This is a genomic window from Phragmitibacter flavus, assembly GCF_005780165.1.
GTDB lineage: Bacteria > Verrucomicrobiota > Verrucomicrobiia > Verrucomicrobiales > Verrucomicrobiaceae > Phragmitibacter > Phragmitibacter flavus.
On sequence record NZ_VAUV01000006.1, the window covers coordinates 56624 to 81368 of the forward strand.

Annotated in this window: 21 protein-coding genes; 9 read left to right on the forward strand and 12 right to left on the reverse strand. The window is 55.1% G+C overall.

What is annotated here, in order from left to right:
• Positions 1-35: 35 nt before the first annotated feature.
• The 3 genes from vccC to vccD are packed head-to-tail and all read right to left on the reverse strand — an operon-like array spanning position 36 to position 2383.
• Positions 36-1115, reverse strand: a complete 1080-nt coding sequence (vccC, locus tag FEM03_RS08565) for a Verru_Chthon cassette protein C (RefSeq protein ID WP_138085795.1) — start codon at positions 1113-1115, stop codon at positions 36-38.
• A complete protein-coding gene (vccB, locus tag FEM03_RS08570; protein WP_138085796.1) occupies positions 1112-1690 on the reverse strand; it encodes a Verru_Chthon cassette protein B in 579 nt (192 codons plus the stop codon). Before vccB ends, vccC begins: the two co-directional genes overlap by 4 nt.
• 45 nt (positions 1691-1735) lie before the next feature.
• Positions 1736-2383, reverse strand: coding sequence for a Verru_Chthon cassette protein D (gene vccD, locus FEM03_RS08575; RefSeq protein WP_138085797.1), 648 nt, complete (start codon positions 2381-2383; stop codon positions 1736-1738).
• Positions 2384-2794: 411 nt separating this feature from the next.
• Between vccD and gnd the strand changes: the two genes are divergently transcribed.
• The 9 genes from gnd to fumC all read left to right on the forward strand — a co-directional run bounded on the left by gnd (position 2795) and on the right by fumC (position 15276).
• Positions 2795-4234, forward strand: coding sequence for a decarboxylating NADP(+)-dependent phosphogluconate dehydrogenase (gene gnd, locus FEM03_RS08580; RefSeq protein ID WP_138085798.1), 1440 nt, complete (start codon positions 2795-2797; stop codon positions 4232-4234).
• Positions 4235-4381: 147 nt separating this feature from the next.
• Positions 4382-4942 (forward strand): nicotinamide riboside transporter PnuC, encoded by a 561-nt coding sequence (gene pnuC / locus FEM03_RS08585; protein ID WP_138085799.1) that lies wholly within the window; start codon positions 4382-4384, stop codon positions 4940-4942.
• On the forward strand, positions 4915-6018 hold the full coding sequence (locus FEM03_RS08590) for an AAA family ATPase (protein ID WP_240772716.1): 1104 nt from the start codon (positions 4915-4917) through the stop codon (positions 6016-6018). Before pnuC ends, FEM03_RS08590 begins: the two co-directional genes overlap by 28 nt.
• A 32-nt stretch (positions 6019-6050) precedes the next feature.
• Positions 6051-6290, forward strand: coding sequence for a type II toxin-antitoxin system Phd/YefM family antitoxin (locus FEM03_RS08595; protein WP_138085800.1), 240 nt, complete (start codon positions 6051-6053; stop codon positions 6288-6290).
• Entirely contained in the window at positions 6290-6679 is a 390-nt protein-coding gene (locus FEM03_RS08600; RefSeq protein WP_138085801.1) for a type II toxin-antitoxin system VapC family toxin, read from the forward strand. The genes FEM03_RS08595 and FEM03_RS08600 overlap by 1 nt, the downstream gene beginning before the upstream one ends.
• A gap of 253 nt (positions 6680-6932) precedes the next feature.
• Positions 6933-8225: a Fic family protein gene (locus FEM03_RS08605; RefSeq protein ID WP_206170932.1), complete on the forward strand. Its 1293-nt coding sequence runs from the start codon at positions 6933-6935 to the stop codon at positions 8223-8225.
• Between the two features lie 94 nt (positions 8226-8319).
• Positions 8320-8994 (forward strand): DUF4357 domain-containing protein, encoded by a 675-nt coding sequence (locus FEM03_RS08610; protein WP_138085803.1) that lies wholly within the window; start codon positions 8320-8322, stop codon positions 8992-8994.
• Positions 8987-13771: a DEAD/DEAH box helicase gene (locus tag FEM03_RS08615; protein WP_138085804.1), complete on the forward strand. Its 4785-nt coding sequence runs from the start codon at positions 8987-8989 to the stop codon at positions 13769-13771. Before FEM03_RS08610 ends, FEM03_RS08615 begins: the two co-directional genes overlap by 8 nt.
• Positions 13772-13875: 104 nt before the next feature.
• The gene (fumC, locus tag FEM03_RS08620; RefSeq protein ID WP_138085805.1) at positions 13876-15276 is read left to right on the forward strand and encodes a class II fumarate hydratase; all 1401 of its coding nucleotides are present in this window, start codon (positions 13876-13878) and stop codon (positions 15274-15276) included.
• 8 nt (positions 15277-15284) lie between these two features.
• On the opposite strand, the gene sufU is transcribed toward fumC, so the two are convergent.
• The 9 genes from sufU to FEM03_RS08665 form a co-directional block, all read right to left on the reverse strand.
• Entirely contained in the window at positions 15285-15758 is a 474-nt protein-coding gene (gene sufU, locus FEM03_RS08625; protein ID WP_138085806.1) for a Fe-S cluster assembly sulfur transfer protein SufU, read from the reverse strand.
• A 48-nt stretch (positions 15759-15806) separates the two neighbouring features.
• Positions 15807-17039: a cysteine desulfurase gene (locus FEM03_RS08630; RefSeq protein WP_138085807.1), complete on the reverse strand. Its 1233-nt coding sequence runs from the start codon at positions 17037-17039 to the stop codon at positions 15807-15809.
• Between the two features lie 56 nt (positions 17040-17095).
• On the reverse strand, positions 17096-17803 hold the full coding sequence (locus FEM03_RS08635; protein WP_138085808.1) for a hypothetical protein: 708 nt from the start codon (positions 17801-17803) through the stop codon (positions 17096-17098).
• Positions 17804-17833: 30 nt separating this feature from the next.
• The gene (locus FEM03_RS08640; RefSeq protein WP_138085809.1) at positions 17834-18475 is read right to left on the reverse strand and encodes a hypothetical protein; all 642 of its coding nucleotides are present in this window, start codon (positions 18473-18475) and stop codon (positions 17834-17836) included.
• Between the two features lie 10 nt (positions 18476-18485).
• Positions 18486-21566: a pilus assembly PilX N-terminal domain-containing protein gene (locus FEM03_RS08645; RefSeq protein ID WP_138085810.1), complete on the reverse strand. Its 3081-nt coding sequence runs from the start codon at positions 21564-21566 to the stop codon at positions 18486-18488.
• Positions 21563-22486, reverse strand: coding sequence for a PulJ/GspJ family protein (locus tag FEM03_RS08650; protein WP_138085811.1), 924 nt, complete (start codon positions 22484-22486; stop codon positions 21563-21565). Before FEM03_RS08650 ends, FEM03_RS08645 begins: the two co-directional genes overlap by 4 nt.
• Positions 22483-22983, reverse strand: a complete 501-nt coding sequence (locus FEM03_RS08655) for a hypothetical protein (RefSeq protein WP_138085812.1) — start codon at positions 22981-22983, stop codon at positions 22483-22485. Before FEM03_RS08655 ends, FEM03_RS08650 begins: the two co-directional genes overlap by 4 nt.
• A gap of 21 nt (positions 22984-23004) precedes the next feature.
• Positions 23005-23685 carry a prepilin-type N-terminal cleavage/methylation domain-containing protein gene (locus tag FEM03_RS08660; RefSeq protein ID WP_166442734.1) on the reverse strand — a complete coding sequence of 227 codons (681 nt, stop codon included), beginning with the start codon at positions 23683-23685 and terminating at the stop codon, positions 23005-23007.
• Positions 23686-23927: 242 nt separating this feature from the next.
• Complete coding sequence (locus FEM03_RS08665; protein WP_138085814.1) at positions 23928-24656, reverse strand: prepilin-type N-terminal cleavage/methylation domain-containing protein; 729 nt, start codon at positions 24654-24656, stop codon at positions 23928-23930.
• Positions 24657-24745: the final 89 nt, after the last annotated feature.

The following is a 24745-nucleotide window of genomic DNA, read 5'->3' on the forward strand; positions in this document are numbered from 1 at the left end:
TTCTAAATTGGTTAATTGATGGCGTGACGCAGGTCTTATGGGGAAGACGCTACAACCGTCTGTTCGCGACTCCATTTCGCGCCGCGTATGCTTATCTCCGTGCTAAATACTCGATAACTCACCCCGCTGGCCGTCAGGTTGCCGACAAGCGATTCCAAATCAGCGCGACGCGCTTCGGGGGAAGCATTTTGGAACATGGCGCTCAACCCAAAATTGGGAGGCGAACTTCCATTTTCCAGATCAAGCTGAGAGGCGGATGCTTCATCAATCGCCACCATGGTGAACTCGACGACCGGCGGCAACTGGTGCAGGCTGTTGAGCTCGGGGTTGGAAGCGCCCTGGCCGACTAGCGTCGAATCATAGGCATACAAAGGAGCGAGTTTGTTTCCGTCCGGATCCACCGTTGGATCGCCGACGGCACCTTTGCTCGGCAGTTTTGGCAAAATCACCATCGCAACGATGTTGCTCGCCACCACACGCGCCCATTCGCTGCCTTCGACTGAATCGATCCATTCGGCTGGACTCTCGTAAATGTTCAATTCTTCGCTGGGCTGCCTGTATTCCATCAACCGAAAGCGGCTTCGCGTAACACCGGGAACGAACGCAGGTCGATCGGTGTCTGGACGGAACTCCAAAAAATACCCCCACGTGTTCAATAGATTGTCCAGCCCTGCATTTTCAGGTTCACTATTAAATCCCAAGGGAGCTTGAAAGAAGATGGCGTGGGTGGGGCGAGTCGAGGCCGCTCCTCCAATCAGAGTGCTGGCAGGTCCCGTTTGAAACCGAAGCTCTGAATGCCGCCCATATCGGCTCGGAACAAAGGTCGATGCATTCGCTGCCGTGCGCCGATTCCCCGAAGCGTCGAAGTAGTCATAGTAAGTGTTGAGCGTCGCCTGCGACAAATTTCTGGAAATCGCCTCAAAAGCATCGCGCGCCTCCCTGAACTGGTCTGCTTTGGCGGTGGTATTACGCCAAACATCGCTAGTCTGGCCGATTACCTGAACAATCAGCAGCATCAGAATCGCCAGCACGCCCATCGACAGCAGCAACTCCACCAGCGTGAAGCCCTTCTTGCCAGACTGGGACGATCTTGAAGATGTGGGTCCTTGGTTCATTTAATTTTTGCGATGTGACTGGTAAAAGTGGTGAAGGGAATGCGAGTGGCAGGATCAATGGTCCCCGCCAATGGATCGGTCGACCCGCCGATGATCGGGAGATCCTGGTTCTGCGGATTGAGGGCCACCTGAACCGTCACGGTTGCGAGCGAGCTGTTTTCCAAAACTCCCGACAGCGTGGGCAAATCAGTTCCTGGCATCACGCGCATGTGCGCATGGAAAATGGCCTCCGCTGCATCCGCAGCAGGCAACTCCACTCCTTCATCGGTAAAATAGCGAATTTCTTTGACCACAGGCACTCCGGCTACTGGCGTGCCGCCTGGCGCAACGCCCACCAACAAATCGTAGTCGGTTTGCACGGCCTCCTTGATGAGGCGTTGGGCGATCTGGGACGAGACAGTGACATTCATCGCATCACGAAACATGTTCATGCCGGATGGCAACAATCCAAGAAGCGTGATGATGCCGAATGCGGCAATTCCCGTCGCCACGGTCACCTCAACCAAGGAAAAGCCGGCTTGGCGGAGTCGTGCAGCAATCGAGTATTTTGGTGTGTTTTTCGAAAAAGATTTCATAACAGTCAACTAAAGTAAGGGGTTGGCGTTCAGGCGAATGACCGATCAACCGGGGCGGTAAAGTCTCAATGAACCATTGTAGGGATCAATTTGGATGGCGGCGTGGTTGGGAGGCGGAGAGCCCTCTTCGTTTGCTCCATGAACGGTGAGAAACCAAGTTCCGGCCCCCAAGTCAGTCGCCCCGTCGGGACGGAATCGAAGCCGGTAGGCGGTGTAGTCAGTTCCAATTCCCCTTGGCAGAGGCAATTTGGGATCGGCAGTATTGGGCCAGTCTTTCAACCGACTCGCCTGCATCAAGGTAGAATAGGTCGCATCATCATTGATTACCGCGCCGTTGGGAAGATACTGCACTTCGGCAACCGGCTTGGCGATCGTATTGGTCTCGTCAAATACGAAGACCTGCAAGGCGGCCACCTCCTGATCAGTCGACAACCTCTCTTCAGACGCATACTTGTAAAACCGCACCTCGACCACCCGGTTTTGCGAGAGCGCCGTCTGCCTGGCGATGCTCAATGAATCCACCACCGTCTGAATCCCCATCGAAATTTGATTGGCTTTCGAAATGCCGCTGGTCACCGGAACAATCAATGCCAGCAGGAGGGTGATGATTACAATCACCACCAGCAACTCCACCAAAGTAAATGCCGAGCCTCTCAAAGACCGACGAACGATGGATGGATTTACTTGCTTCATTATGTGGCTCCTGTAGTTGCTTTGTGATTACCTATAATTATGCGGCTAATGATTGAAACGAGTCAATGGCAAAATGTGGATTCATCTAAATAACTTTCTCAATCTGAGTGAGTTGCGATTTATCTTTTAATTTTTTTCACAAAGTTATAGAGATTTGACTTATGAATACATGATATATTCATATTATTTATTTAACGCAGATAAACGCACCCTTTTATTTCTTTCGCCCCGTATAAATACCTGGTTTATTGGGGGAGTCCAGCCCCTCCCACTCCCGGGGTCGCCTGCAATGGTTCACCAAATTGCCGCGCCATCGCCAAATTCTTCTTGGCGATTGCTCTCAGCGGGGTTAACTCCCCTCCCGCCATTCAAACGGCGAGTAGCAACAGCACCGCAACACCTATATCCCTTATGTCTAAAAGTGACTTCGGCTTGATCGGCCTCGCCGTCATGGGCCAAAACCTTGTTCTCAACGTCGAAAGCCGCGGCTTTCAAGTTTCCGTCTTCAACCGCACCACCGCCACCACGGATGAGTTCGTTGCCAAACATCCTGGTAAAAAACTTGTCGGAGCGAAGACTCTTGAAGAATTTGTTCAATCGCTCGCCACGCCACGCAAGATCCAAATCATGGTGAAATCCACCGCTGTGAAAGACACCGATCGCGACGCCGTGGACGCCGTCATCGAGCAATTGATCCCTCTTCTCGAAAAAGACGACATCGTCATTGACGGTGGCAACAGCTACTACCAGACCACCGAGCGTCGCGACGCTTACCTTGCCGAAAAAGGACTCCGCTTCATCGGTGCAGGCGTGTCCGGCGGTGAAGAAGGTGCCCGCAAAGGCCCCTCCATCATGCCCGGCGGCCCTCCTTCCACCTGGGAAGTGATGAAACCCATTTTTGAAAGCATCTCCGCCAAAGTCGACGGCGAACCTTGCGTCATTCACATCGGCCCCGGCGGTGCCGGTCACTACGTAAAGATGATCCACAACGGCATCGAATACGGCGACATGCAGCTCATCTGCGAGGCCTACAACATCTTCAAACACGCCGGCTTCACCACAGACGAAATGGCCGCCATCTTCAACGAATGGAACGAAGGCGACCTTCAAAGCTACCTCATCCAGATCTCCGGCAAAGCCCTTGAACAGAAAGATCCTGAAACCGGCACCCCGATCGTCGAACTCATCGTCGACAAGGCCGGCCAAAAAGGCACCGGTCAATGGACGCTCCTCAACGCCGCCGAAAACGCCGTCGTGATCAGCACCATCAACGCTGCCGTCGAAGCCCGCATCCTTTCTTCCCAGAAGAAACAACGCGTCGCCGCCAGCAGCCAGCTCACCGGACCCGAGACCAACATCACCCTCGACAAAGCCGAACTCGTCAAGAAAGTTCAGGACGCTCTCTACGCTTCGAAAATCATCTCCTATGCCCAGGGCCTCGACCTCATCAAAACCATGGGCGAGAAAAAGAACTGGGGACTCGACCTCGGGCGCATCGCCAGCATCTGGCGCGGCGGTTGCATCATCCGCGCCCGCTTCTTAAACCGCATCACCGATGCCTACCGCACCAACGCCAGCCTGGCCAACCTCATGCTCGACCCGTTCTTCAAGGACGTGCTTAGCGAGACCCAGCAAAACTGGCGCGAAGTGGTCAGCCTCGCCACCCTGAACGGCATCCCCGTTCCCGCGTTCAGCGCCAGCCTCGGTTATTACGACAGCTACCGCGCCGCCCGCCTCCCCGCCAACCTCCTTCAAGCCCAGCGCGACTTCTTCGGTGCCCACACCTACGAGCGCACCGACAAACCCGAAGGTGAATTTTTCCACACCGACTGGCCCGAAGTCATCGGTTAAGGAAAGGGACCGCGAAGTTGCACTTCGCTTAATTCATTCGATCAAAAAGCGGCTGCGGGAAACCCAGCCGCTTTTTCGTTTGTCCTATCAGATCATCGGGCGATTGATCATCCGCCGCGTGCCTGCCCAGCTCCCTCCACCAATTGAATGACTTCCAAACTCGAGATCGCCGCCAATGCCGTCAACGCCATTTCCATCCTGCTCGCGGCAAGAAACCAAGTCCACACATGGTGGACGGGCATCATTGGATGCGTCTTGTTTGCCGCCCTCTTCTATCAAGCCAGGCTGTATGCCGACGTCACCCTTCAAGGATTCTTCATCATCACTTGTTTGATCGGCTGGCATCACTGGAAAAGCGGCAACCATCATCCCGCCCGCGCCATCCGCCATGTTCAGCCAAAAACTCTGCTAGCGCCAACTGCGGTGGGCGCCACTGCCGCCTTGGCTTATGGCTGGCTGCTCCATCAGTTTACTAATGCCTACGCCCCGTTTCTCGACTCATTCGTGCTGGCATTCAGCGTGATCGCCCAATTGTTGTTGGTGCGGCGCTACTACGAATCTTGGTGGGGCTGGCTCTTAGTCAACTCGATCGCAGTCCCGCTCTTCTATTCGCGCGGATTGCACCTCACCGCTCTTCTCTATCTCTTGTTCTGGATCAATGCAATCACCGCCCTAATCCGATGGAAAAAATGGATGCAACCCCCATGAACCAAAGCTTTCAATGCGGCTTGGTCGTGGGCAAATTTTCACCCCTCCATCTCGGCCATGAATCGCTCATCAAACGAGCGCTCGACTCGTGCCAGCAGGTCGTGGTGATCAGCTATTCCAAACCGGAGTTTGCCGGCTGCGAATCCCATCGCCGCGACCAATGGTTCGCCGCCCGATACCCAACCGTAAAACACCTTGCAGTCACCGACGAACGCCTTCAATCATGGACCAACGTTCCTCTCGCCAAGATTCCCGACAACGATGCAGCGGAAATCGTTCATCGCCGATTCTGTGGATTTCTTTGCCTCGAAGTTCTCCAGGTTCAAGTCGACGCAGTGTTTACCAGCGAAACTTACGGCGAAGGATTCGCGCATGAGTTAACCACCTACTTTCGCGAGCGCGGAATCTCCTCGTTAAACGTGAAACACATCATGGTGGATCTCGAACGCGCGACGTGGCCCATATCAGGGACCCGGGTGCGCCAGAGCATTCACGACATGCGTGACTGGTTGTCTCCCGAGATATACGCCACTTTCGTGAAAAAAGTCTGTTTCCTGGGTGGTGAATCCACTGGCAAGAGCACCCTGGCCGCGCAGCTTGCCAAAGTCTACAACACCCTTCACGTCGCCGAATACGGCCGCGAATTATGGGAGCAACAATCAGGAACGCTTCACTACGATGACCTGCTAAAAATTGCCCGCACACAAACAGCACGTGAAGACCTTGCCACGAGAAAAGCCAGCGAATTTCTGTTTTGCGACACCTCTCCTCTCACCACCCTGTTCTACAGCCGATCACTCTTTGGCCGAGCGGATCCCTTAATCGAATCCTTTGCACAAAGACCCTATGACCATACCTTTCTTTGCGCACCCGACTTCCAATTTGATCAGGACGGCACCCGTCGCGATGCCGAGTTCCGAGTTCACCAACATGCCTGGTATCTGGATCAGCTAAACGCTCGAGGCATTGAACACACCCTCCTAACTGGCACCCTGGAAAGCCGAATTAACCAAGTCAAAACCATCCTGACCCATCACACCAATCCGACTCCGATCCGCAATACCAGTCCAACTTGACAGGCAATCAACCAGTCGGTTAAACTGGTCGCATGAAAACCCGCACCGTTGGTGCCTATGAGGCCAAGACCCATTTCGCGGAACTGCTCGACCAAGTCGCCAAAGGCGAATCGGTGCAAATTACCCGTCGCGGCAAATTGGTGGCTGAACTGCGCCCCCCTTCCCAGTCGCTGGAAAAACCCCGTCCGAAACGGGGCAGCGCCGAGGGCTTGATCCTCTACATGGCACCCGATTTCGATGCACCACTGGATATTTTTAAGGACTACATGTGATGAAGCTCCTGTTGGATACCCATATCTTCCTTTGGTTTGTGCAAAATAGCCCAAAACTGCCAGGTCGATGGTATGATTTCATCGAAACGTCAGGCCACCGTTTCCTCATCAGCCACGTCGTGCCTTGGGAAATCAGCATCAAACACGGCTTGGGGAAACTAAAACTCGACCGCAGACCCTCAGAAATATTCCCCGCTCAGGTAGAGGCAAACGGCTTCGAATTTTTGCCAATCACCCTGCCTCATGTGCTCCGGCAAGGTGAACTGCCCCCGCATCACGGCGACCCCTTCGACCGCCTTCTGGTCGCCCAATGCCAGATCGAACGCATCAAAATCATCAGCCTCGATCCTCAACTCCACGCCTACGAAGTCGTGTTGCCGGAGCCCTGAAAATTCAGGTTTCCTTACATGCCTAGGAATTGGCGCAATATGCGCCACAATCCCCCTTTTTAGTGACATCATTCGGCACATTTTGTGGCGCAAACACCATTTTGCGCCATATTTACAGATCATGCGCCACCCCGATCAAGATGCTGATTTTGTTTCCGTGCTCGATGTGTTCCAAAAGCACTCGGTTCCACTGTCGCTCGAACAAATTCATCAAGCGCTTCCAAAAAAGAGCCGTCGCACTCTGCAGCGACGCATGGCTGCTCTTGTCAAAGAGGGGAAACTGCTCGCCAGAGGCGAACGCGGTGGCCGACGTTATATGCTACCCGCTGTCACCGACTGGCCCCTTCCCCATGAGCAGCTCACTTATCGCTATCCCAAACGCCGCGAACACGAAGAGATCAGCCGCTTACGTAAAGACGAGGGCATCCCTTTCTCTAAAGAAGGCAGCGAAATCCGCCACATCGTCCACCAGCCTCTTGCCAAACGAAAACCGGTTGGCTACCAACCCGCTTTCCTCGACGCCTACCAGCCCAATGTAAGCGCTTACCTCTCGAAATCCGACCGCGCCAAGCTCACCAGTCTCGGTCAGTCCGTGAGCGGCCTCCAACCCGCGGGCACTTATTTCCGTCAGGTGCTTGGCCGGCTGCTGATCGACTTGTCATGGAACTCCAGCCGTCTCGAAGGCAACACGTATTCGTTGCTGGAAACCGAACGCCTTCTCGAGCTCGGTGAAAACGCTGCTGGTAAAGACCTGCGCGATGCCCAGATGATCCTTAATCACAAAGCGGCCATCGAACTGCTCTCCGAACAGCCCGAAGAAATCGGTTTCAACCACTACACCGTCTGCAACCTTCACGCCCTGTTGTCCGAAAACCTCCTGCCCGATCCCCGCGCAGGTGGTCGCTTGCGCATGCGCCCCGTCGGCATCACCGGCACCGTCTATCACCCCACCTCGGTGCCGCAACTCATCGACGAACAGTTCCGTCAGATCCTCATCAAGGCCGAAGCCATTGAGAACCCTTTTGAACAATCCTTCTTCGCGATGGTGCACCTGCCGTATTTGCAACCGTTCGAGGACGTCAACAAACGCGTCTCGCGCTTGGCCTGCAACATTCCCATGGTGCGCCACAACTTGTGCCCGATGTCGTTCGTCGATGTCTCGCAGAGCGACTACGTCAGCGCCATCCTCGGCGTCTACGAACTCAACCGCGTCGACTATCTTCGCGATGTCTACCTGTGGGCCTATGAACGTTCCTGCGCCCGCTACTCGACCATTCGCCAGACTCTCGGCGATCCCGACCTTCTGCGCCTCCGCTACCGCACCGAACTCGGCGATTTCGTGCGCGAGGTCGTGCGCGGCGGTCTCGACAAAGCCACCGCCAGCCGCCTGATCGCCGTAAAAGCGCAATCCCTCATTCCCTCTCCTGACCGCCCCCGTTTCATCGAGACCGTTGAGACCGAACTCGGCAACCTCCACCCCGGCAACATCGCCCGCTACCGCCTCCGCCCCAGCGAATTTCAATCGTGGCTCATCGGCTGGCGTTGATGCCTCGAACTCAATTGAATCCTATGACCTCCAAGCTCACCAATCTCAATCATTTGACGCAAGCATTCTCGCACGCCATCGTAAAAAATACCTCATGAGCACCTCCTTGGAATCCATACAAGAACATCTCGAAGGCATTCGACATTGGCTAGATCAAGTCGATGCAATTGCTATGCCCGAGCAACACCCGTCTGGCCTAAGCTCCCAGGAAAAACAGGAACTCCGACGAGTTGATGCATTGATCGAACAGTTGAAAGCGATGGGGGTTGGCTCAATCCCAGCAGAGTTGGTGGACAAAAAATGCGAATTGACAGCACGAGATGCATCCTTTGCCGAAATGTCCGAGGCCACCCTACTTCTACCCGCTGTGGAAGAACTGTGTAGATATCTTGCCGAACTTTCCAAGCGATCCCGAATAACACGAAATAAAATTCGCACGCATACCGCAAAGCAAGTCCCTCGCGCTTACCACGATGTTGAACCGCTGGATCTGCTGAATGCTGGTTACTTGTCTACTGATGATCGTCTTGAATTGCAATGGTCCAAACAACACGACGTCTACGAAGGCAAACTTGAAGGTGATGGCCGAATAAGGGCAAACACTCAAGACGGCTGGATGGCGTTTTCGTCCCTGTCATCGGCGGCACAATACATCAGCGGACGCCCACAAAATGGCTGGGAACACTGGAGACGAATCAATGATGATGGTTCACGCACCCCGTTGAAGAAAATTCGTGAGCAGTATCAGGAGGAGAACGAAGATGTCTGATCTTGATCCCAACGCCGATGCTGCTACTACCGATCTGGTGGGTTTTATCAATGGCCTAAACGAAAGGAGGCTCGCAGCTTATGCAGTTGAGCCTGCCGATATTTTGGAGCATCACGGCATCGAGGAAAATGTTCTCGCGGGTGGGTATGGCTACCGGCAGCTCTTGGAACTGGTTCAGAATGGCGTTGATGCAATGATAGAGGAAATTACACCAGAGCATGCTGCCCGGACAACAGGTAGGATCGATGTAATCATAGATCAATCCACGCTCTACGTCGCCAACACAGGCCTCCCACTGTCAGAAGGTGGCATCAACACCCTCCACAGCTCTCATTCATCGACGAAGCGCGGCGATCAGATTGGTCGCTTCGGCCTTGGCTTCAAATCTCTCCTCAGATTGAACGGCAAGATTGATCTTTTCAGCAACAGCATAGCGTTTCGTTTTGATCCAAATAGGTGCAGGCAAGAACTGCAAAGCATTCGCCCCGGAGACGCACCCGGCTTGCGCTTGTCTTGGGTTCTGGAGGTTTCATCGCAAATTTCAAACGATCAGCGCCTCGCTGCACTTTGGAACTGGGCCACAACGGTAATCCGTGCAGAGATCAATGCTCCTGAAGTGTTGAAGCATCTGGAAGAGGAAATGGCATCCTTCCCAGCCGAGTTTCTCCTATTTCTGCCAATGCCGGTGTCCCTCCGTCTGGACAATGGTTTGGGATTGGTGCGCGAACTCCACACCACCAAGGAAATCGACGGAACAGTGCTGCTACATGATGGACAACAGTCAACACGTTGGCGGGTCGAGCAGCGAGATGTGCGCGTCACAGACGAATCAGCCAAGAATGACGCCACCCATATTCATCAGCGTGACGCAGTCCCGGTCGCATGGGCCTTGCCACTCGACAGCAAACGTGAGCAGACGGGGCGATTTTGGTTCTGTTTTCCAACCAACACCCAGACACGACTTCCTGGCATCTTGAACGCGCCGTGGAAGCTCAACAGCGACCGAAATGCCATCATCGGAGGAGAATGGAATAAAGCGTTGATGGTTGCAGCGGCACAACTTATTGTCGATACTCTGCCAACCCTCAGAACGGACGATGATCCCGGAAAGCCGCTGGACAACTTTCCTCGGCAGCTCGAACGAAGCGATGAAATTGCCGCACCACTCGTGACCGCTGTCTGGGAATCAGTTGTGCAAACACCCATCATTCCGGATGCTACAGCACAAGCCGAGCTCCGAAGTGGTTCTGACCTTTGGCGGCATCCGATTGAGAAACCAGAACTTGCATATGAATGGGCAGCCCTCGCATCATCTGAACAACGGGCAAAGATGGTTCATCCGACATGCTACCTGAGCGGCGACAGAGTTAGCCGGTTGAAGGCACTGGCTGATCGTTTTAACGCGCAAGCGCCAGTTCCCAATCAGAGCCCCTACCTCCGCAGCCGCAACGTTGCAGATTGGTTTGCAGATATTCGCTCTTCAGATCCTACAACTTCGGTAAAGGTGCTGAAACTGGCGGAGGCCTATTCCAACGCCTGCCAAAAGCAAGCGTGGGATACTGACCGCGTGAGGCTTGCTATCATCCCATCCGAGACCGGTGAGTTGATGCTCCCAAACCAGTTGTGCCTGTCACCTACTACTGAAAATGCCCCAGGATTGCCGCTGGTTGCATTTCACCTGTCTCGAGATTCCGAAGGCAGGCGACTCGTGACTGAAGTGATGAAAGTTCGTGCCCTGGATGAACAGCGATGGATACAGTTACTGTGGCAGGCCCTAAACGCGATTGGCACACCACGCACAGCAGATAGGCCATGGTGCGAGCTTTGGAATAAACTCAGAACGGCACCAACGAACGTCTGCGACCGATTTTTGGCTGTAAACAGGGATAAAGTGCGAGTGAAACGTCGTGACGGCCATTGGGTGCCTCCAGATGAAGTCCTGCTCACGGGCATGCTCGGCAGTGAAGATGACCGTTACGAGTCCAACAAACTCATGCTGGTGGACTTGGACATACACAAAGACGACGGTGCGATGCTCGCTAAAATCGGTGTCACGAGTTTTCCACAAGAACGAAGTTTGATCGGACATCAAGATATAGTTCTAAGCGAGAATGAAGCGGTGTTATCAGAATGGCTATCTGAATGTCAGTCAGAATACCGTGCGCGGGGTGACCAGCGCCCGAGAAGTTATTATCTGAAGGCTTTAGGGCTCAATATGCCTAGAGGATGGACCTTAGTCACCAGTCTTCGCGGAGAAGCAAATGCCAAACTGACTGAGGCATTGTTGAAACGATTGCCCGATAGCGAGTTCGCGAAGCCAATCGAATTTGGTCATTCAACAACTCCAGATCGTTACCCGAAAATCCTGGTTCCTCCTCCTTTGCCCTGGCTCATCTGCAAGCATGGTCACATATTGATTGGTAAGAGCACCGTCAAAGTCTCCGCTTTGGTTCAACATCGCAATACGCCAAGCATTTCCCTAATTCCCGACTGGGATCGCCTTTCGCCTGCGACCGAAGTTCTCGCGCGCGCCAAACCTCTCATTTCGGCCACACTTGAAGATAGCCAGGAATTATGGAAAGCACTCATTGAAATCAGCGCTACTCCTGAAGCTCTCGCAGATGATACACTCCATGACTTATGGAGTGCCGCTGCAAATAGTGAAGTAGTTCCCTCGACATTGCGATGGAAGAACGGAGCGGTTTCTTTACAAGAAATTTTTGTATCAGAGTCACCGGAACTGGCGCTGCGTGCCCGAACGAGCGGAAGGCTCGCGGTAACCTTGGATGCCAAAACGCTCACCAAATGGATCGAGCGTGGCGCACAAAATCTTGATCATCTGTTGAAACCTCGATTTGAATCGACCACGCCTCCGGCACCCTTGACCACAGTTTTTCCAGAGCTTGGCATCGTCCTGCACGAGAATTGCCATGGCGACGCAACCTGTCAGTCCGTCTCGAACCTCGAACTTTGTTTAGACGGCTATGGAGAATCTATTCCATGCCTGTTCTGGAACGACATTTTGCTGGTGGATAGAAACCAACTGAGCAGCAAACCTCGATCAGAAATGTTAAAAATCCTGCTCGCTGAGCTGGCTGGTGCGGGTTGGTTGAAGCTGGAGTCGCAAGCGGCATTCAAGGAACTCTGGGATGGCCAAGTTGAAGACCAGCGGAGAAAAGTTCGGGAATGTGCCAAGTTACCGGAACGCTTGTTTGAGGCCGTTGGCCGCAACCGAGAACGATTACTCGATATTCTTGGTGATCTGCGGGGAAAGACATTTCTGGATGAACTCACTGGAGAGCAGCTGGCTGACGTGGTTCTGGCCTTGTTCGGCACCGCTACACTATCAAAGCTCCACTGCGCACTTGAGGCAAATGGCCTCAAACCACCAGGACGTTGGAGTTCTAATGAAGGGCGGGCATTTGTTGAAAGCATCGGCTTTGGCTCCGAGTTTGCCGCATCTTCTACAGCCAAGCGCGATGCAGAAGAATTCATCAGCGGCCCGATCAAACTCCCGCCCCTGCATGATTACCAAGAGGAAGTTTATAAAGGACTCCGCGAGATCATCTCAAACGGCACTGGCAGACGACGCGGGGTCGTCAGTCTCCCGACAGGCGGTGGCAAAACTCGAGTTGTCGTCCAGGCATCGGTTGAACTCATCCTAAATCTGGAAGGCACCAATAGAACAGTGCTGTGGGTGGCGCAGACTGACGAATTATGCGAACAGGCCGTTCAGGCATTCCGGCAAGTCTGGGTCAATCTCGGGCCACAGAGCACCGACCTACGGATTTGCCGCATGTGGGGTGGAAACCCCAATCCTCGCACGCCAGAACCCGACAGACCCACGGTGGTCATTGCCTCGATTCAAACCCTGAGCGTTCGTGTTGGCAGCCCCGATCTGGAATGGCTCAACAAGACAGGAATGATGATTATCGACGAATGCCATCATGCTATTACCAAGAGCTACACCAACGTGCTGAGATGGCTCAGTGCCGAAGGCAAATCCCAGCATGAACCCGAGCATGAAGAACCTGCCATCATCGGTCTCAGCGCGACGCCATTTCGAGGGGCCGATGAGTCGGAAACAAGATGGCTAGCCAACCGCTTCGATAACAAGCTCTTGCCGAATGATCCGGGAGATCTATACAAAAAGCTTCGCAGCGACCGTGTGCTGGCCGAGGAGCAGCATGAACCTCTCCCCCTTCAAACTCAGCTTCCTAGCGCGTTAAGGGCAAAACTTGAAGAACTAGCAAACCGCATCGCGTCCGACGAAGATCCCGAAGAAATTACACTCCTGGAAGAAATCAATCAGCGCCTTGCCGTTGATGAAAAGCGTAATGACCAGCTATTGGATGCTGTTGCACGACGCGTGGCGGAGGATGCAAACACATCCATTTTGTTCTTCTGTAATTCAGTGCTTCATGCCAGCGAAATGGCGGCGCGGTTGCACCTCTGGAGAATCACCGCAGCTGCAATCAGCGGCGACACACCGTCATCTGCACGACGATCTTTCCTGGAGCATTTCAAAGACGGTCGAATCAAAGTGCTATGCAATCACAGCGTCCTCACAACTGGCTTCGATGCACCAAAGACAGACATGATCCTGATCGCGCGGCAGGTCTTCAGCCGAGTCCGCTATATGCAAATGGTGGGTCGCGGATTGCGCGGTCCCAGAAATGGAGGCACGGAGCATTGCAAGATTGTTACAGTCGATGACAACTTGGGGCGATTTGATAACGCCCGACATTGGGATTATTTGCAAACCCTCTGGCACTGAACTGGCCTAGTCGCACGACTACCCCATCTCAACCTCTCGAAACATCCCCCATCCCCGTTTGACTCTACCCCCTCCCACGCCATCCTAAAACACACACAACTATCATGAGCACCGCCACCGTTCCGACCCGCACCGAAACCGACACCATGGGCCCCATCGAAGTCGCCCAGGACAAATACTGGGGTGCCCAAACCCAACGCTCGCTCAAGTATTTCGCCATCGGCAAAGACACCATGCCCCGCGCGGTCATTCGCGGCATGGGCACGCTCAAAAAAGCCTGCGCCATCGTCAACACCGACCTCGGCAAACTCCCCGCCGACAAATGCGAGCTCATCATCGCCGCCGCCGACGAAGTCATCGCCGGCAAACTCGACGCCCACTTCCCCCTGCGCATCTGGCAAACCGGCTCCGGCACCCAGAGCAACATGAACTCCAACGAGGTCATCTCCAATCGCGCCATCGAAATCGCCGGCGGCGAAATGGGCAGCAAAACGCCCGTTCATCCGAACGACCACGTGAACATGTCGCAGTCGAGCAACGACACCTTCCCCACCGCCATGCACATCGCTGCTGTCGAAGAAGTCACCCACCGACTCCTCCCCGCCGCCCAATACTTCCGCGACGCCCTCGAAAAGAAACGCCTCGAATTCAACGACATCGTGAAGGTCGGCCGCACCCACCTGCAAGACGCCACCCCCGTCACCTTCGGCCAGGAATTCGGGGGCTACGTCAGCCTGATCGACCGCGACATGGTCCGCATCGAACAGAGCCTCGAAGGCCTCCGCGACCTCGCCATCGGCGGCACCGCCGTAGGCACCGGCCTCAATTCCCATCCCGAATTCGCCGACCGCGCCGCCGCCAAAGTCGCCGAACTCACCAACCTCCCCTTCAAAGGCCATCCGAACAAATTCGCCGCCCTCAGCGCCCACGACGAATTTGTCTTCGCCAGCGGTGCCCTCAAAACCTTGGCCGCCTCGCTGATGAAAATCGCCAACGATGTTCGCTGGCTCGGATCCGGTCCCCGCTGCGGCCTCGGCGAACTCTCGCTTCCCGAAAACGAACCCGGCTCCTCCATCATGCCCGGCAAAGTCAACCCCACCCAAAGCGAAGCCATGACCATGGTTGCCGTGCAAGTCATGGGCAACGACGCCGCCATCGGCTTCGCCGCCAGCCAGGGCAACTTCGAGCTCAACGTCTTCAACCCCGTGATGATCCACAACTTCCTGCATAGCGTGGAACTGCTCACCGACACCATGCGCAGCTTTGCCGACTACTGCCTCGACGGCCTCACCGTCAACCGCGCCACCGTCGACGGCTACATCAACAACAGCCTCATGCTCGTCACCGCCCTCAATCCGCACATCGGTTACGACAAAGCCGCCGCCATCGCCAAGCTCGGCCACAAAAAAGGCCTCACCCTGCGCGACGCCGCCATCGAAAGCGGTCACCTCACCGCCGAACAGTTCGACCAATGGGTCGTCGCCGAACGCATGACCCGTCCCTGACGGCCGGGCTAACCTGGGCCAGCTTCCGTGGTTACCGAAGCGTCGCTGGCGCTGTCGGTGGCAAGGGCTTGTTCGAGAGACCGCCAGGCGAGGGTGGCGCATTTGACGCGCTGGGGGAATTTCCAGACGCTTTGAAGGAGCTGCACGTCGCCAAGGATTTCGGCGGGTTCGTCTTCGTGATGGGTGAGCAGATGATGAAAAGCGGCAAGGAGCGTGGTGACCTCTTCGCGGGATTTGCCTTTGGTTTTGAGGGTCATCATGGAGGCAGAGGCCTGACTGATGGCGCAGCCCTGACCGGTGAATTTGATGTCTTCAATGCTGCCGTCGTCGGCAAATTTGACGAAGAGCTGGATTTCATCGCCGCAGGAAGGATTGTCGCCATGCACCTGAATGACAGGTGGCGGAATTTCCCCGAAGTTCCTTGGTCGACGCGAATGGTCGAGAATGACTTGCTGATAAAGATCTTCGAGGTCGGGATTCAAGGGAGGCTGAGATTTGAGATTTAAAAAAGCAGACGCAGTCGGAGATTGTTACGCGAAAAAGTGGTGGGCCTGGAAAAGAATTTCGGTCATGCGGTCGATTTCTTCTTTCGTGTTGTAGAAGTAGAAGCTGGCGCGCGTGGTGCCGGGTAGCCGGAATTTTTTCATCAATGGCTGGTTGCAATGATGACCGCCGCGCAGGGCGAGCCCGTAGCGGTCGGCATAGGTGGTCAGATCGTGAGGATGAATCGCCGGCATGGTGAACCCGACCAGTCCGCCGCGTCTTTCCGGACCATGGATGCGGAGGTCGGGCAGTTCGCGCAGGCGTCGCATGGCATAAGCGGCGAGATCAGCGTCGTGGGCAAAGATGGCGTCTCGCCCGATGGCTTCAAGGTAGTCGATGGCCGCGCCAAGACCAACCGCGCCCGCAATGTTGGGAGTGCCGGCTTCAAATTTGTAGGGGGCGGGTTTGTAGGTGCTGGACTGAAAACCGACGCTGACAATCATCTCGCCGCCACCATGCCAGGGAGGGGTGGCTTCGAGCAGTTCGGCGCTTCCGTAGAGGGCGCCGATTCCGGTGGGAGCGCACATTTTGTGACCGGAAATGACAACGAAGTCAGCGTTCAGGGCCTGGACATCCAGCGGAAGGTGCCCGCCGCTTTGGGCGGCATCGAGAAGGGTGATGGCACCAACGGCGTGGGAGGCGGCAATCAACTCAGCGGCGGGGTTGATGGTCCCGAGGGAGTTGGAGATGTGGGTGAAGGCGAAGATTTTCACTTCGGGCGTGAGCAGCGAAGGCAGTTCGGTGAGGTCGAGCGTTCCGTCCTCGTTCACGGGGATAAAGCGGAGGGTGGCACCGGTCCGCTGCGCAAGAAGTTGCCAGGGGACGAGGTTGCTGTGGTGCTCCATCTCCGTGAGCAGAATGACATCACCCTCCCGAACGAAGCGCGATCCCCAGGCTTGGGCGACGAGGTTGATGCCCTCAGTAGTGCCACGGGTGAAGACGATTTCTTCGGGTGTAGCGGCATTCAGGTAGCGGGCGACCTTGCTGCGGGCGTTTTCGTAAGCCTCGGTGGCACGGGAACTGAGTTCATGGAGTCCACGGTGGACATTGGCGTTGTCGCGTTCGTAGTAGTGGAGGAGAGCGTCGAGAACGGCACGTGGCTTTTGCGAGCTGGCAGCACTGTCGAAATAAATGAGCGGATGGCCGCGAACCTCCTGATTGAGAATGGGAAAGTCGGCGCGGATGGCGTGCCAGTCGGTCTGATGCGACGAAGAGGTCATGAGGTGTCCTACATCTCATGCAACGGGGAAAGCGCATGGTCAATGTCCGATACGCTTCATGGTCTCCCTTTGGCTTCAGGCTGGTGAAAGTTGATTGCAGAAGGAGATCCTTCAAGAGTTTCGTAGATGATGACGGCGTGAGATGGCGCAGCCTCGAAATTGAGAGTGGCCAAAATTTGTTCTTGGCACGCAAATTGGGCGGTCATGCCTATCTTGGCTGGCACAGGTTGATCTTTGGGCTTGAACTGTTCCAGAACAATAGGCGGAAAGCCCTCACTGACCAACTCGACACTGGGAACCGGCAGCACTGAGAGAAATTTGATTTGTCGGTTTCGGGCCTTCTCAGCCGAAGCGGGGAAAACCAAAGTTAAATAGCGCAACTTGGTGGTCGACGGACCACCCGGTTTAACGGAGGGAATTAGCTTTTGCAGCGCGATGATGGCCACGCTTTCACCTTCAGATGGAGAGATTGAGAAGTTGATGCTTCCAAGTGTTGGATGAGTGGCTCTGATGCTTTTCTTCCCAGGGGGGACGCCGATCCATCCGCTAGATTTCCCGGCTGCATAGCCGACTACGTTGGTTGAGCGTTTGTTCAGATGAAATTCTACGGGTTCATCAGAGCCGACGCAGTTAATAAAACGAACAGTGGTCTTAGCTTGTGGATCGGATTCGCCATGAAGCTGCGATGAGAGGCCTATCGATGTAAGAACGGCCAGAAACAGGAAGAATTTGCATCGAAGCATCCGGAAGAATGTTAACGTCATGAGGCATTGAGTAAAAGGCGGTTACGGGGGTCAGGGAGGGTTGTTAAATTTAACAAAGTCCAGTTCACCATTTATGGCGGTGTAAATGACCAGGATGTAATCTTGATTCTCTTCGAGGTTGTAAGTGCAAAGCTGTTTGCCCCTAATTTGGATGGACGGCTCCTGAACAGAACTCTTGGGTCGTTCATAGGTTTGCGGCTTTAACCTTTCAACATTGAAATTGATGTCCCCGACTTTGATTCCTAAGACATCCCTTTGTGTCAGCTGAACAATCGTTAAAGAAGGATTATCCGACCCGGGTTTTCGGGATGGCAAAGAATAAAATGTCAGTATCTTCTCTGGAGGAGCTTCAGTTTCTTCCTTCGACTCTTTCTCTTCGAGGAAAAGAATGACAGATGTTTGATTGCCTTCGCTGAGTGAAAGGTCGAGAGAGGCATCACCCTTGATGGTGTGGTCGGCTGTGATTCTAAAATTTCCTGCACCGAGGCCCATCAATCCTGTGCGTTTTCCGGTCGCAAAGCCTTTGGGATTCAGCATTTTCCCGTCAACCTTAAAGAAAATGTTCTCTGGCAACCCGGTAGCATTGACAACTCTGAATCCGGTTCGGACTAAAGGTAGATTGAGTTCTTCCTGCGACAAGAGGTCGATGGTGGGAAGCCAGACCGATAGCAAGATGAAAAGGTTACAGATTGCGCGCATAGGTGATCTGAATTTGTTGTCGGACGATGCTCCCGTCGGCGGCCCGTTCGGGCTTGATGAAGACATGGTATAAGCGGGAGCGGGTCGCCTCAACCATGACATCCCCGCTGGGGGTGTGACGCAAAGCTTGACCGGTGAGAAGGATGCGGAAATTCCGACTGCGAACAGTGCCGTTGTTATAGAGCCTTGCAAAAAATTCCTCAAGGGCTGGATCGTTGACTTCAACAATGGAGTTACCCGTCAAAGTGTCATCCTTGCTACCAAACCAGGGCCTGTCGGTGAATTGTCCATTGGTCAACAATTGAACTTTTTCTGCCGATTCAGCATTCGAGAGGTAAGGACGGCAGTCGATCACAGCTTGAGCAAGGAGGTCAGCTTGGTTGGTTTGAGTCGGGGGTTTCAAATTGGGAGGCAAGGCAACAGAGTCCATTTTGACCGGACCTGCAAAAATCGCACGGAGGGTATCTTTGGTGGCAGTGTTGATGTTGACCTGTCCGGGCAGTGTCGTGACCAGGTCACCGGTGAGGACGTTTTGATCAGTGGAGGTCGGCACTCCCACATGAAAAACATCCAACAGCGCCGACGCAGAGTGCCGACGATCTTTTTGGCGAGCCGGGTCTGGAGTGGCTCGAAAATCCGGGCGCCAGCGAGTGTGTTCGGGCCGCCCGATCCGCAGAGTGTTGCCACCGCAGTAGGAAGACGAGGGCGTAGCAATGCTGCCAATGTCGACGAAGTTTTGCCAGGTAACGGTGCTGGTTTCGGACCCCCCATCGGGATCCCACATGTGAGGATCGAAAATGTTACCCAGTTCTGTGACGCTGAAATATTTGCCTGAATTGGAGATCAGTTGTGATGCCTTCGCCGATTCGGTCGGAGGATGGTTGTTGGTAGATTTAAAGGGCTCCCATTTGGCTTCCTCATGAGGAGCCTTGCTGGTGGTGTATGGATTGGTGCTGTGGGCGGGTTCGACATCGTGACCTCCATCGGGCCATTTTGATATCAGTTGTTCGCCGTGAATCACGCCCTTCATCAGCGGCGTGCCACTCCCACTGCTGCGGCGGAGATTGCGACCGCCAGGTGAACTGCCTCTTTCATAGTTCACCAACGATTGAATAGAGGTGATGTAGAAGGCGGACCTGGGATCGCTTACATTATTTCGATAGTCGTTGCTATTGGTGGAGAGCCCATAGCTCATTCCAGGACTTGTGGTATTGAACGCCTGCCTGACTGCGGTGCCGCTGGCACCCGAATAGTGAATGTTACGTTCGTTGCGCTCAAGAAAGCCACCCGGGCGGTCTATGAGGGTGAACCCAGTTGTTCCTTCTTCTTGAAACTTCAAATAGTATCGACTATTTCGATCTTCGAGACACTCGATATTGTCGCCACGCGCTCCCAAGCCGACATTGAATTTGTAGTTTACAGGGATGGATATCAGTTTGAATTGATTGGGTTGAAGCTCAATATCAGTTTCGGGCAGCCAGACAAGGTTGTCATCGGGGTCGCGTTCTGGTTTTTCAATATCTGTAACCTCGTCCAGGCTGTCGTGCAGATCAATCGAACCGCGGCCACCTACTACGATACCTGCTTTGAGTGCGGCCTTAACTTTTCCTCTCACGGTTTTATTGGTTTGATTCCAAAGTTCGAGGTGAGTGTAATAGGTAAAATAGATGATCAAGTTGCCTTCAAACATTTCGTCGCGCTCGACTCGAAATTGTTGCCATTGTTCATTGACCAAGGGAAATGAATCAACCCCGCGATATTCGCCTTCTTTGATGGTGGACTGGCTGTCTTCGTCGGCGTAGTCAATAATGCTGGCGGCGAGGGCCTTGAGGTAACCGAAGCGTTTTTCTTCGGTGTTGCCACCTTCGGGAAAGGGGAAACCTCCGGCTCGTTCTTCGAATTTGGGAAGATGGGTGCGGATGTGCTGGGCAATCGTGATGACCGCGACTTCAGACGTGAGGGTGCCGGATTTGAGGTCGGCAAGCACTTGGTTGAGGTTGAGTTTGAGGCTGCCCTGGCCGGCGAAACCATGGTCGACGGGATAGCCGGGGATGAGGGGTTGCTCTTCGTAGGGACGCACGCCGGTGATGGTGTTGGCTTCGATGAGGTTGGCGGCGTTTTTGTAGGTTTCATCTTCCGGAAACAGGCCAGTGGGGAGCCGCTTGAGGGAGTCGCTGTTGAATCCTTCGTCGAGGACGATTTGTTTCCACATGCCGGGGCTGATGAGGGCGTTGCGACGGGAGATGAGCCAGTTGTCGAAGTCGATGCCGCCACTGTCTTCCGAGGCGGCGGGATCGATGAGCGTGTAAAGAGCGGACTGATTGAGGAGGGGTTGGTTGAGGTTGGTGAGATTGAGGCCGGGGACGACGGGTAGGTTGTCAGTGGCGGCGGAGATGGGGGTGCGCTGGTGGCGAGGTTCGGCGCCGCTGGTGATGTCGTTGTTGTTGCCGGCGGCTTCGAGATTGAGGAGACCCTGGAGATCTTCGATCCAGAAGGCGAAACGGGAGCTGGTGTGGGGGGCAGAACGGGTTTCACCAAGAGCGTTGGTGGCGGAGTCGTCGTAGGTTTCCCAATAGACATCGGGCTGGGCCTGCCAGGGGAGCACGCGAAGCGTGTCGCTGGCTGAAGTGGCGTTGGATTTGGGGGAGAAATCGAGTGTTTTCACCACAGGTGTGCCCAAGACTTCAAGATGGCGATAGCCGCTGCTGAGCGGGGTGTAGGTCCACGCGCTGTAGTCGGCATTCGGTCTTGCACCCATGAGGAGGGTCTTGGTGCGGCCGTTGGCATCGGTGCCGGTGTCTTTTTGAAGGATGAGGAACTGGTCGTCTCTGGTGATGTCGGTGAGGAGTCCGCTGATTTGGGTAAGTCCGGCCTGCAAGGCGAGTTCGGCGCGTTCGACGGCTTCGTGACTGGTGGCACTGGCACGTTCGCTGACGGTGGTGGTGAAGAGGCTGACGACGACGATGGTGACGGCGGCAAGGATCATCAGGGTGAGCACGAGGCTGAAGCCGCCGGGTGCTTTTGCCCGCCTGGACCGGGATTGGCGCGTGAGGTCGACGTTCATGGCAGGAGGAAGTTGCTTTGCGGCAGGCGCAATCTCAGGGTGTGGGTGCGCACCTCGGGATCGTCTTCGGGATCAAGGGGTGTGTCGCCGGAGCCGATGAGGAGATGGGCGTGTTTGCCTTGGCCGCTCCAGTCATCCACAGTGGAAAGCAGGGAGGCGGTGGCGCGGTTGGTGACACGCAGGGTGAGTTCGAGGTGGCTGGGGACGATGGTTTCGTCCCATGGGAGGTCGGCAGGCTTGAGGGTGGGTGTGCCGGTGGTGCCGTCAATTTCAAGGGGGGTGATGGCGCAGCGGATGAGATCGTAGATGATGGGTTCGGGATGGCCGAGGGCGTCGGATCCGGGTTGAATGATGCCGTCGGGGCTGACAAAATTTTCCCAGTCGGCATCATCAACGAGCGGGATGGCCGGGTCGGTGAGATGGGCTTCGATGCGCTTTAAGGTTTCTTCAGGATTGTATTCCAGGCGCCAGAGTTTCTGACTGGTGGCTCCGTTGCTGTCGGTGCTGAGGGCAACGGTATAAAGAACGAGTTTGAGGTCGCCGCCTTCGGGCTGGGTGGAGGAGCGGCGATGGGATCGGAAAGTGCGGAGGAAGGCGAAGGAGGTGGATTTGTAATCGACGTTGTCGCCTTTTGGCGGGATGAGGATGAAGCGTTGGCGGTTGTCGGGGGTGGTGGGGCCGGGCGGGAGGGGGTGCAGGTGGGCGAGGTCGTCGGCGAGGATTCGCAGGCCGCTACGGGCTTCGCGGAGGCTGGATTCGCGTTTGGATTCGCTGGTCCAGGCGGTCATCGCCTGACTGAAAAGTTGCAGGAGGGTGACGAGGATGATGGAGGTGACGCCCATGGCGATGAGCAACTCGACCAGCGTGAACGCGGGCGCGTGACAGGGTCGATGCTTGGACGCTGGACGATGGAGGCTCATGGCGGTGGCGGTGCCTGGGATTTTTGAACCAATGTGGCGTAGCGGTAGATTTTGCGGTTCGCGGCGGGGACGGAGGCGGGGGATTCGACGGTGACGACGAGCAACTGAACGCCCGGGGCGAGAGGGCTGTCAGGATTGCCGCTGTCGTCGTTGGTCTGCCAGTTGGCAATGTAGGCGGCCTGTGTCGGGTTTGAAGTTGCCCCTGGGTCAGACTCGATGGGGGTAAGGGAGCTGGTGTAGGTGCCGGTGCCGGTTAAGGGGACGTCAATGGGGGCGGTGGTGATGGCGAGCGCGGCTTCTTCGGCGATGCGGCGGGCAAGGAGCGAGGCGGCGGTGGTTTGGGTGCTGTCGCGACCAATGTTGAGTCCAGTCGAGAAAAGTCCGATGACCGTGAGCAACGCGCTGGAGACGATGGTCGCGGTGATGAGCGTTTCGGTGAGGGTGAAACCTGATCGTCTTGCGCGGTGGCTGCCCGGTTGATGATGGTGAGGTTTCATGATGGAATGAAGTGAGGGGAATCAGGGGGCTGGAACGGCCCCGGGATTGAGGAGGGTTTTGCCGCTGCTGCGTCGCACCTCGAGGGAAAGATTGGAATGGGCGTTGGGAACGGAGGCGCGGGTGCCGTCGATGGCCCCCTCGGCCAGCACAATGGCAAAGGGACCGGGAACACCCTCTCCGGGAAAGACGACCTCACCCAGGGAACCAAAGCCGAGGGTGGGCATGGTGATCTCTTCTTGGTTGAAAAGTTTGAAGGCTTTTTCGGCTTCGGTTCCGGCCTTGTAAAGATTGCTCCATGTTCCCGGCGTGCCCGCAGCGGTGGCGTCGGGGTGAAAAATCAAACCATCGGGGAGGCTGCGCCATTCACCGATCTGGCGGATGTCGCTGCCCGGGGTTTCGGGTTCTTCAAACATGGCATATTGACGGCAGGGTTCGAGGGTGCCGCTGCTGGTGAGCGGGCTGAAGGCGACGTAGATGGTGCCATTTCCGCGCAGGGCCTGGGATCGCGCCTGCTCAAGCACGGCGGCAATTTCTTGAAGTGCGGAGACGCGTCGATTGGTGGTCAATATTCCGGGAATGTTGACTACGGTTCCCATCAAAACGCTGATGATGCCGATGACGACCAATATCTCGACAAGGGTGTATCCCCTCGGCTTAGGCAGGGTTCGGCAGGAGCGAAATGCTGGGATAAGGGAACGCACCGTCGGCAAAATGGTATTGAACGTTCAGTAGCCTGACTTCTGGTTGAGGGCGAAACTTCGGGGGAAGGTGTTTGTATGAGCAGATGTTTGCAGGAAAAGGGCCAGTTTGCAAAGTAAACACATTGTTGCGTGATTTGGATTGCATTTGAAGGGAAAAGCGATCGTGAAGGCCGGGCACATAAAAACCGCAGGACTGCCCTGCGGTTTTCTTCAAAAATTAACTGATTGCGAGGGCTTGGAGCTTAGTTCCAAGACTTGACGTCATCTTTGGTCTGTGGGGTCTCATCGGGACCGTCAGAATAGATGATGACGCTTGCGCTGACATTTTCCGGCTCGCCGGTGTGGCCCTCGGTTCCCGCGAAAGGGTTGGGGATCTGGCCATTACCGCTGTAATCAATTTCGATGGTGTAGGGTCTGGACCACGGATCAAAGAGCCCGCCGCCGCCGCCTTCACCATCCTGCACATAACCATTGGCTCCACCTTTGGCAGAAGGGGGTTCGTAAAATTTGATCTGGCGGGGGTTGTTGGTGGGGTCCTGGGCCATCAAAGCGGCCAAAAGCGGCATCCCGGTTGAGTCGGTGAGGTATTCTGCGGTATCACTTTCACCAGCCGTTGATGCCAGTGGCATACGGTTGTATTCGGTGCGGTAACCGTTGATGGCGATTTCAATGCCCTTCATGGCAGTTTTCGCCTGGAGAATTTTGGCGCGTTCCATGATCTTGCCGCCCACAGGAACGGAAATGCTGGCGAGAATGGCAATGATGGTGATGACCACCAGCAGTTCGATCAGCGTGAATGCGGACGATTGCCGACGACTGAGGGAGGCGAGTTTCATAATGTTCATGGGATGGAAATTGCAGAGCCTGGCTGGGTATGATGGAATACTATGTATGCTGTATCGATAACTCGAATATTGATAGAATAATGGAAAACGGGCGGCGGCGTCAATAGCGAAGAATAGGCCTGCCATCGCCGCGTGGGGAAACGCAAAGAACTTTCAATCTGTCAAGTGCTGAACTGCAACTATCGAGCAAAGGTGTTTGACAGTTTCACGCAGCC

What these genes read in the sequence shown, in the direction of transcription:
- vccC (WP_138085795.1), bottom strand. Translation starts at nt 1,115, where the DNA reads ATGAACCAAGGACCCACATCTTCAAGATCGTCCCAGTCTGGCAAGAAG.
- gnd (WP_138085798.1), top strand. Translation starts at nt 2,795, where the DNA reads ATGTCTAAAAGTGACTTCGGCTTGATCGGCCTCGCCGTCATGGGCCAA.
- pnuC (WP_138085799.1), top strand. Translation starts at nt 4,382, where the DNA reads ATGACTTCCAAACTCGAGATCGCCGCCAATGCCGTCAACGCCATTTCC.
- fumC (WP_138085805.1), top strand. Translation starts at nt 13,876, where the DNA reads ATGAGCACCGCCACCGTTCCGACCCGCACCGAAACCGACACCATGGGC.
- FEM03_RS08605 (WP_206170932.1), top strand. Translation starts at nt 6,933, where the DNA reads ATGGCTGCTCTTGTCAAAGAGGGGAAACTGCTCGCCAGAGGCGAACGC.
- FEM03_RS08610 (WP_138085803.1), top strand. Translation starts at nt 8,320, where the DNA reads ATGAGCACCTCCTTGGAATCCATACAAGAACATCTCGAAGGCATTCGA.
- FEM03_RS08635 (WP_138085808.1), bottom strand. Translation starts at nt 17,803, where the DNA reads ATGACGTTAACATTCTTCCGGATGCTTCGATGCAAATTCTTCCTGTTT.
- FEM03_RS08645 (WP_138085810.1), bottom strand. Translation starts at nt 21,566, where the DNA reads ATGAACGTCGACCTCACGCGCCAATCCCGGTCCAGGCGGGCAAAAGCA.
- FEM03_RS08655 (WP_138085812.1), bottom strand. Translation starts at nt 22,983, where the DNA reads ATGAAACCTCACCATCATCAACCGGGCAGCCACCGCGCAAGACGATCA.
- FEM03_RS08590 (WP_240772716.1), top strand. Translation starts at nt 4,915, where the DNA reads ATGGAAAAAATGGATGCAACCCCCATGAACCAAAGCTTTCAATGCGGC.
- vccD (WP_138085797.1), bottom strand. Translation starts at nt 2,383, where the DNA reads ATGAAGCAAGTAAATCCATCCATCGTTCGTCGGTCTTTGAGAGGCTCG.
- FEM03_RS08615 (WP_138085804.1), top strand. Translation starts at nt 8,987, where the DNA reads ATGTCTGATCTTGATCCCAACGCCGATGCTGCTACTACCGATCTGGTG.
- FEM03_RS08665 (WP_138085814.1), bottom strand. Translation starts at nt 24,656, where the DNA reads ATGGCAGGCCTATTCTTCGCTATTGACGCCGCCGCCCGTTTTCCATTA.
- FEM03_RS08650 (WP_138085811.1), bottom strand. Translation starts at nt 22,486, where the DNA reads ATGAGCCTCCATCGTCCAGCGTCCAAGCATCGACCCTGTCACGCGCCC.
- vccB (WP_138085796.1), bottom strand. Translation starts at nt 1,690, where the DNA reads ATGAAATCTTTTTCGAAAAACACACCAAAATACTCGATTGCTGCACGA.
- FEM03_RS08600 (WP_138085801.1), top strand. Translation starts at nt 6,290, where the DNA reads ATGAAGCTCCTGTTGGATACCCATATCTTCCTTTGGTTTGTGCAAAAT.
- FEM03_RS08630 (WP_138085807.1), bottom strand. Translation starts at nt 17,039, where the DNA reads ATGACCTCTTCGTCGCATCAGACCGACTGGCACGCCATCCGCGCCGAC.
- FEM03_RS08595 (WP_138085800.1), top strand. Translation starts at nt 6,051, where the DNA reads ATGAAAACCCGCACCGTTGGTGCCTATGAGGCCAAGACCCATTTCGCG.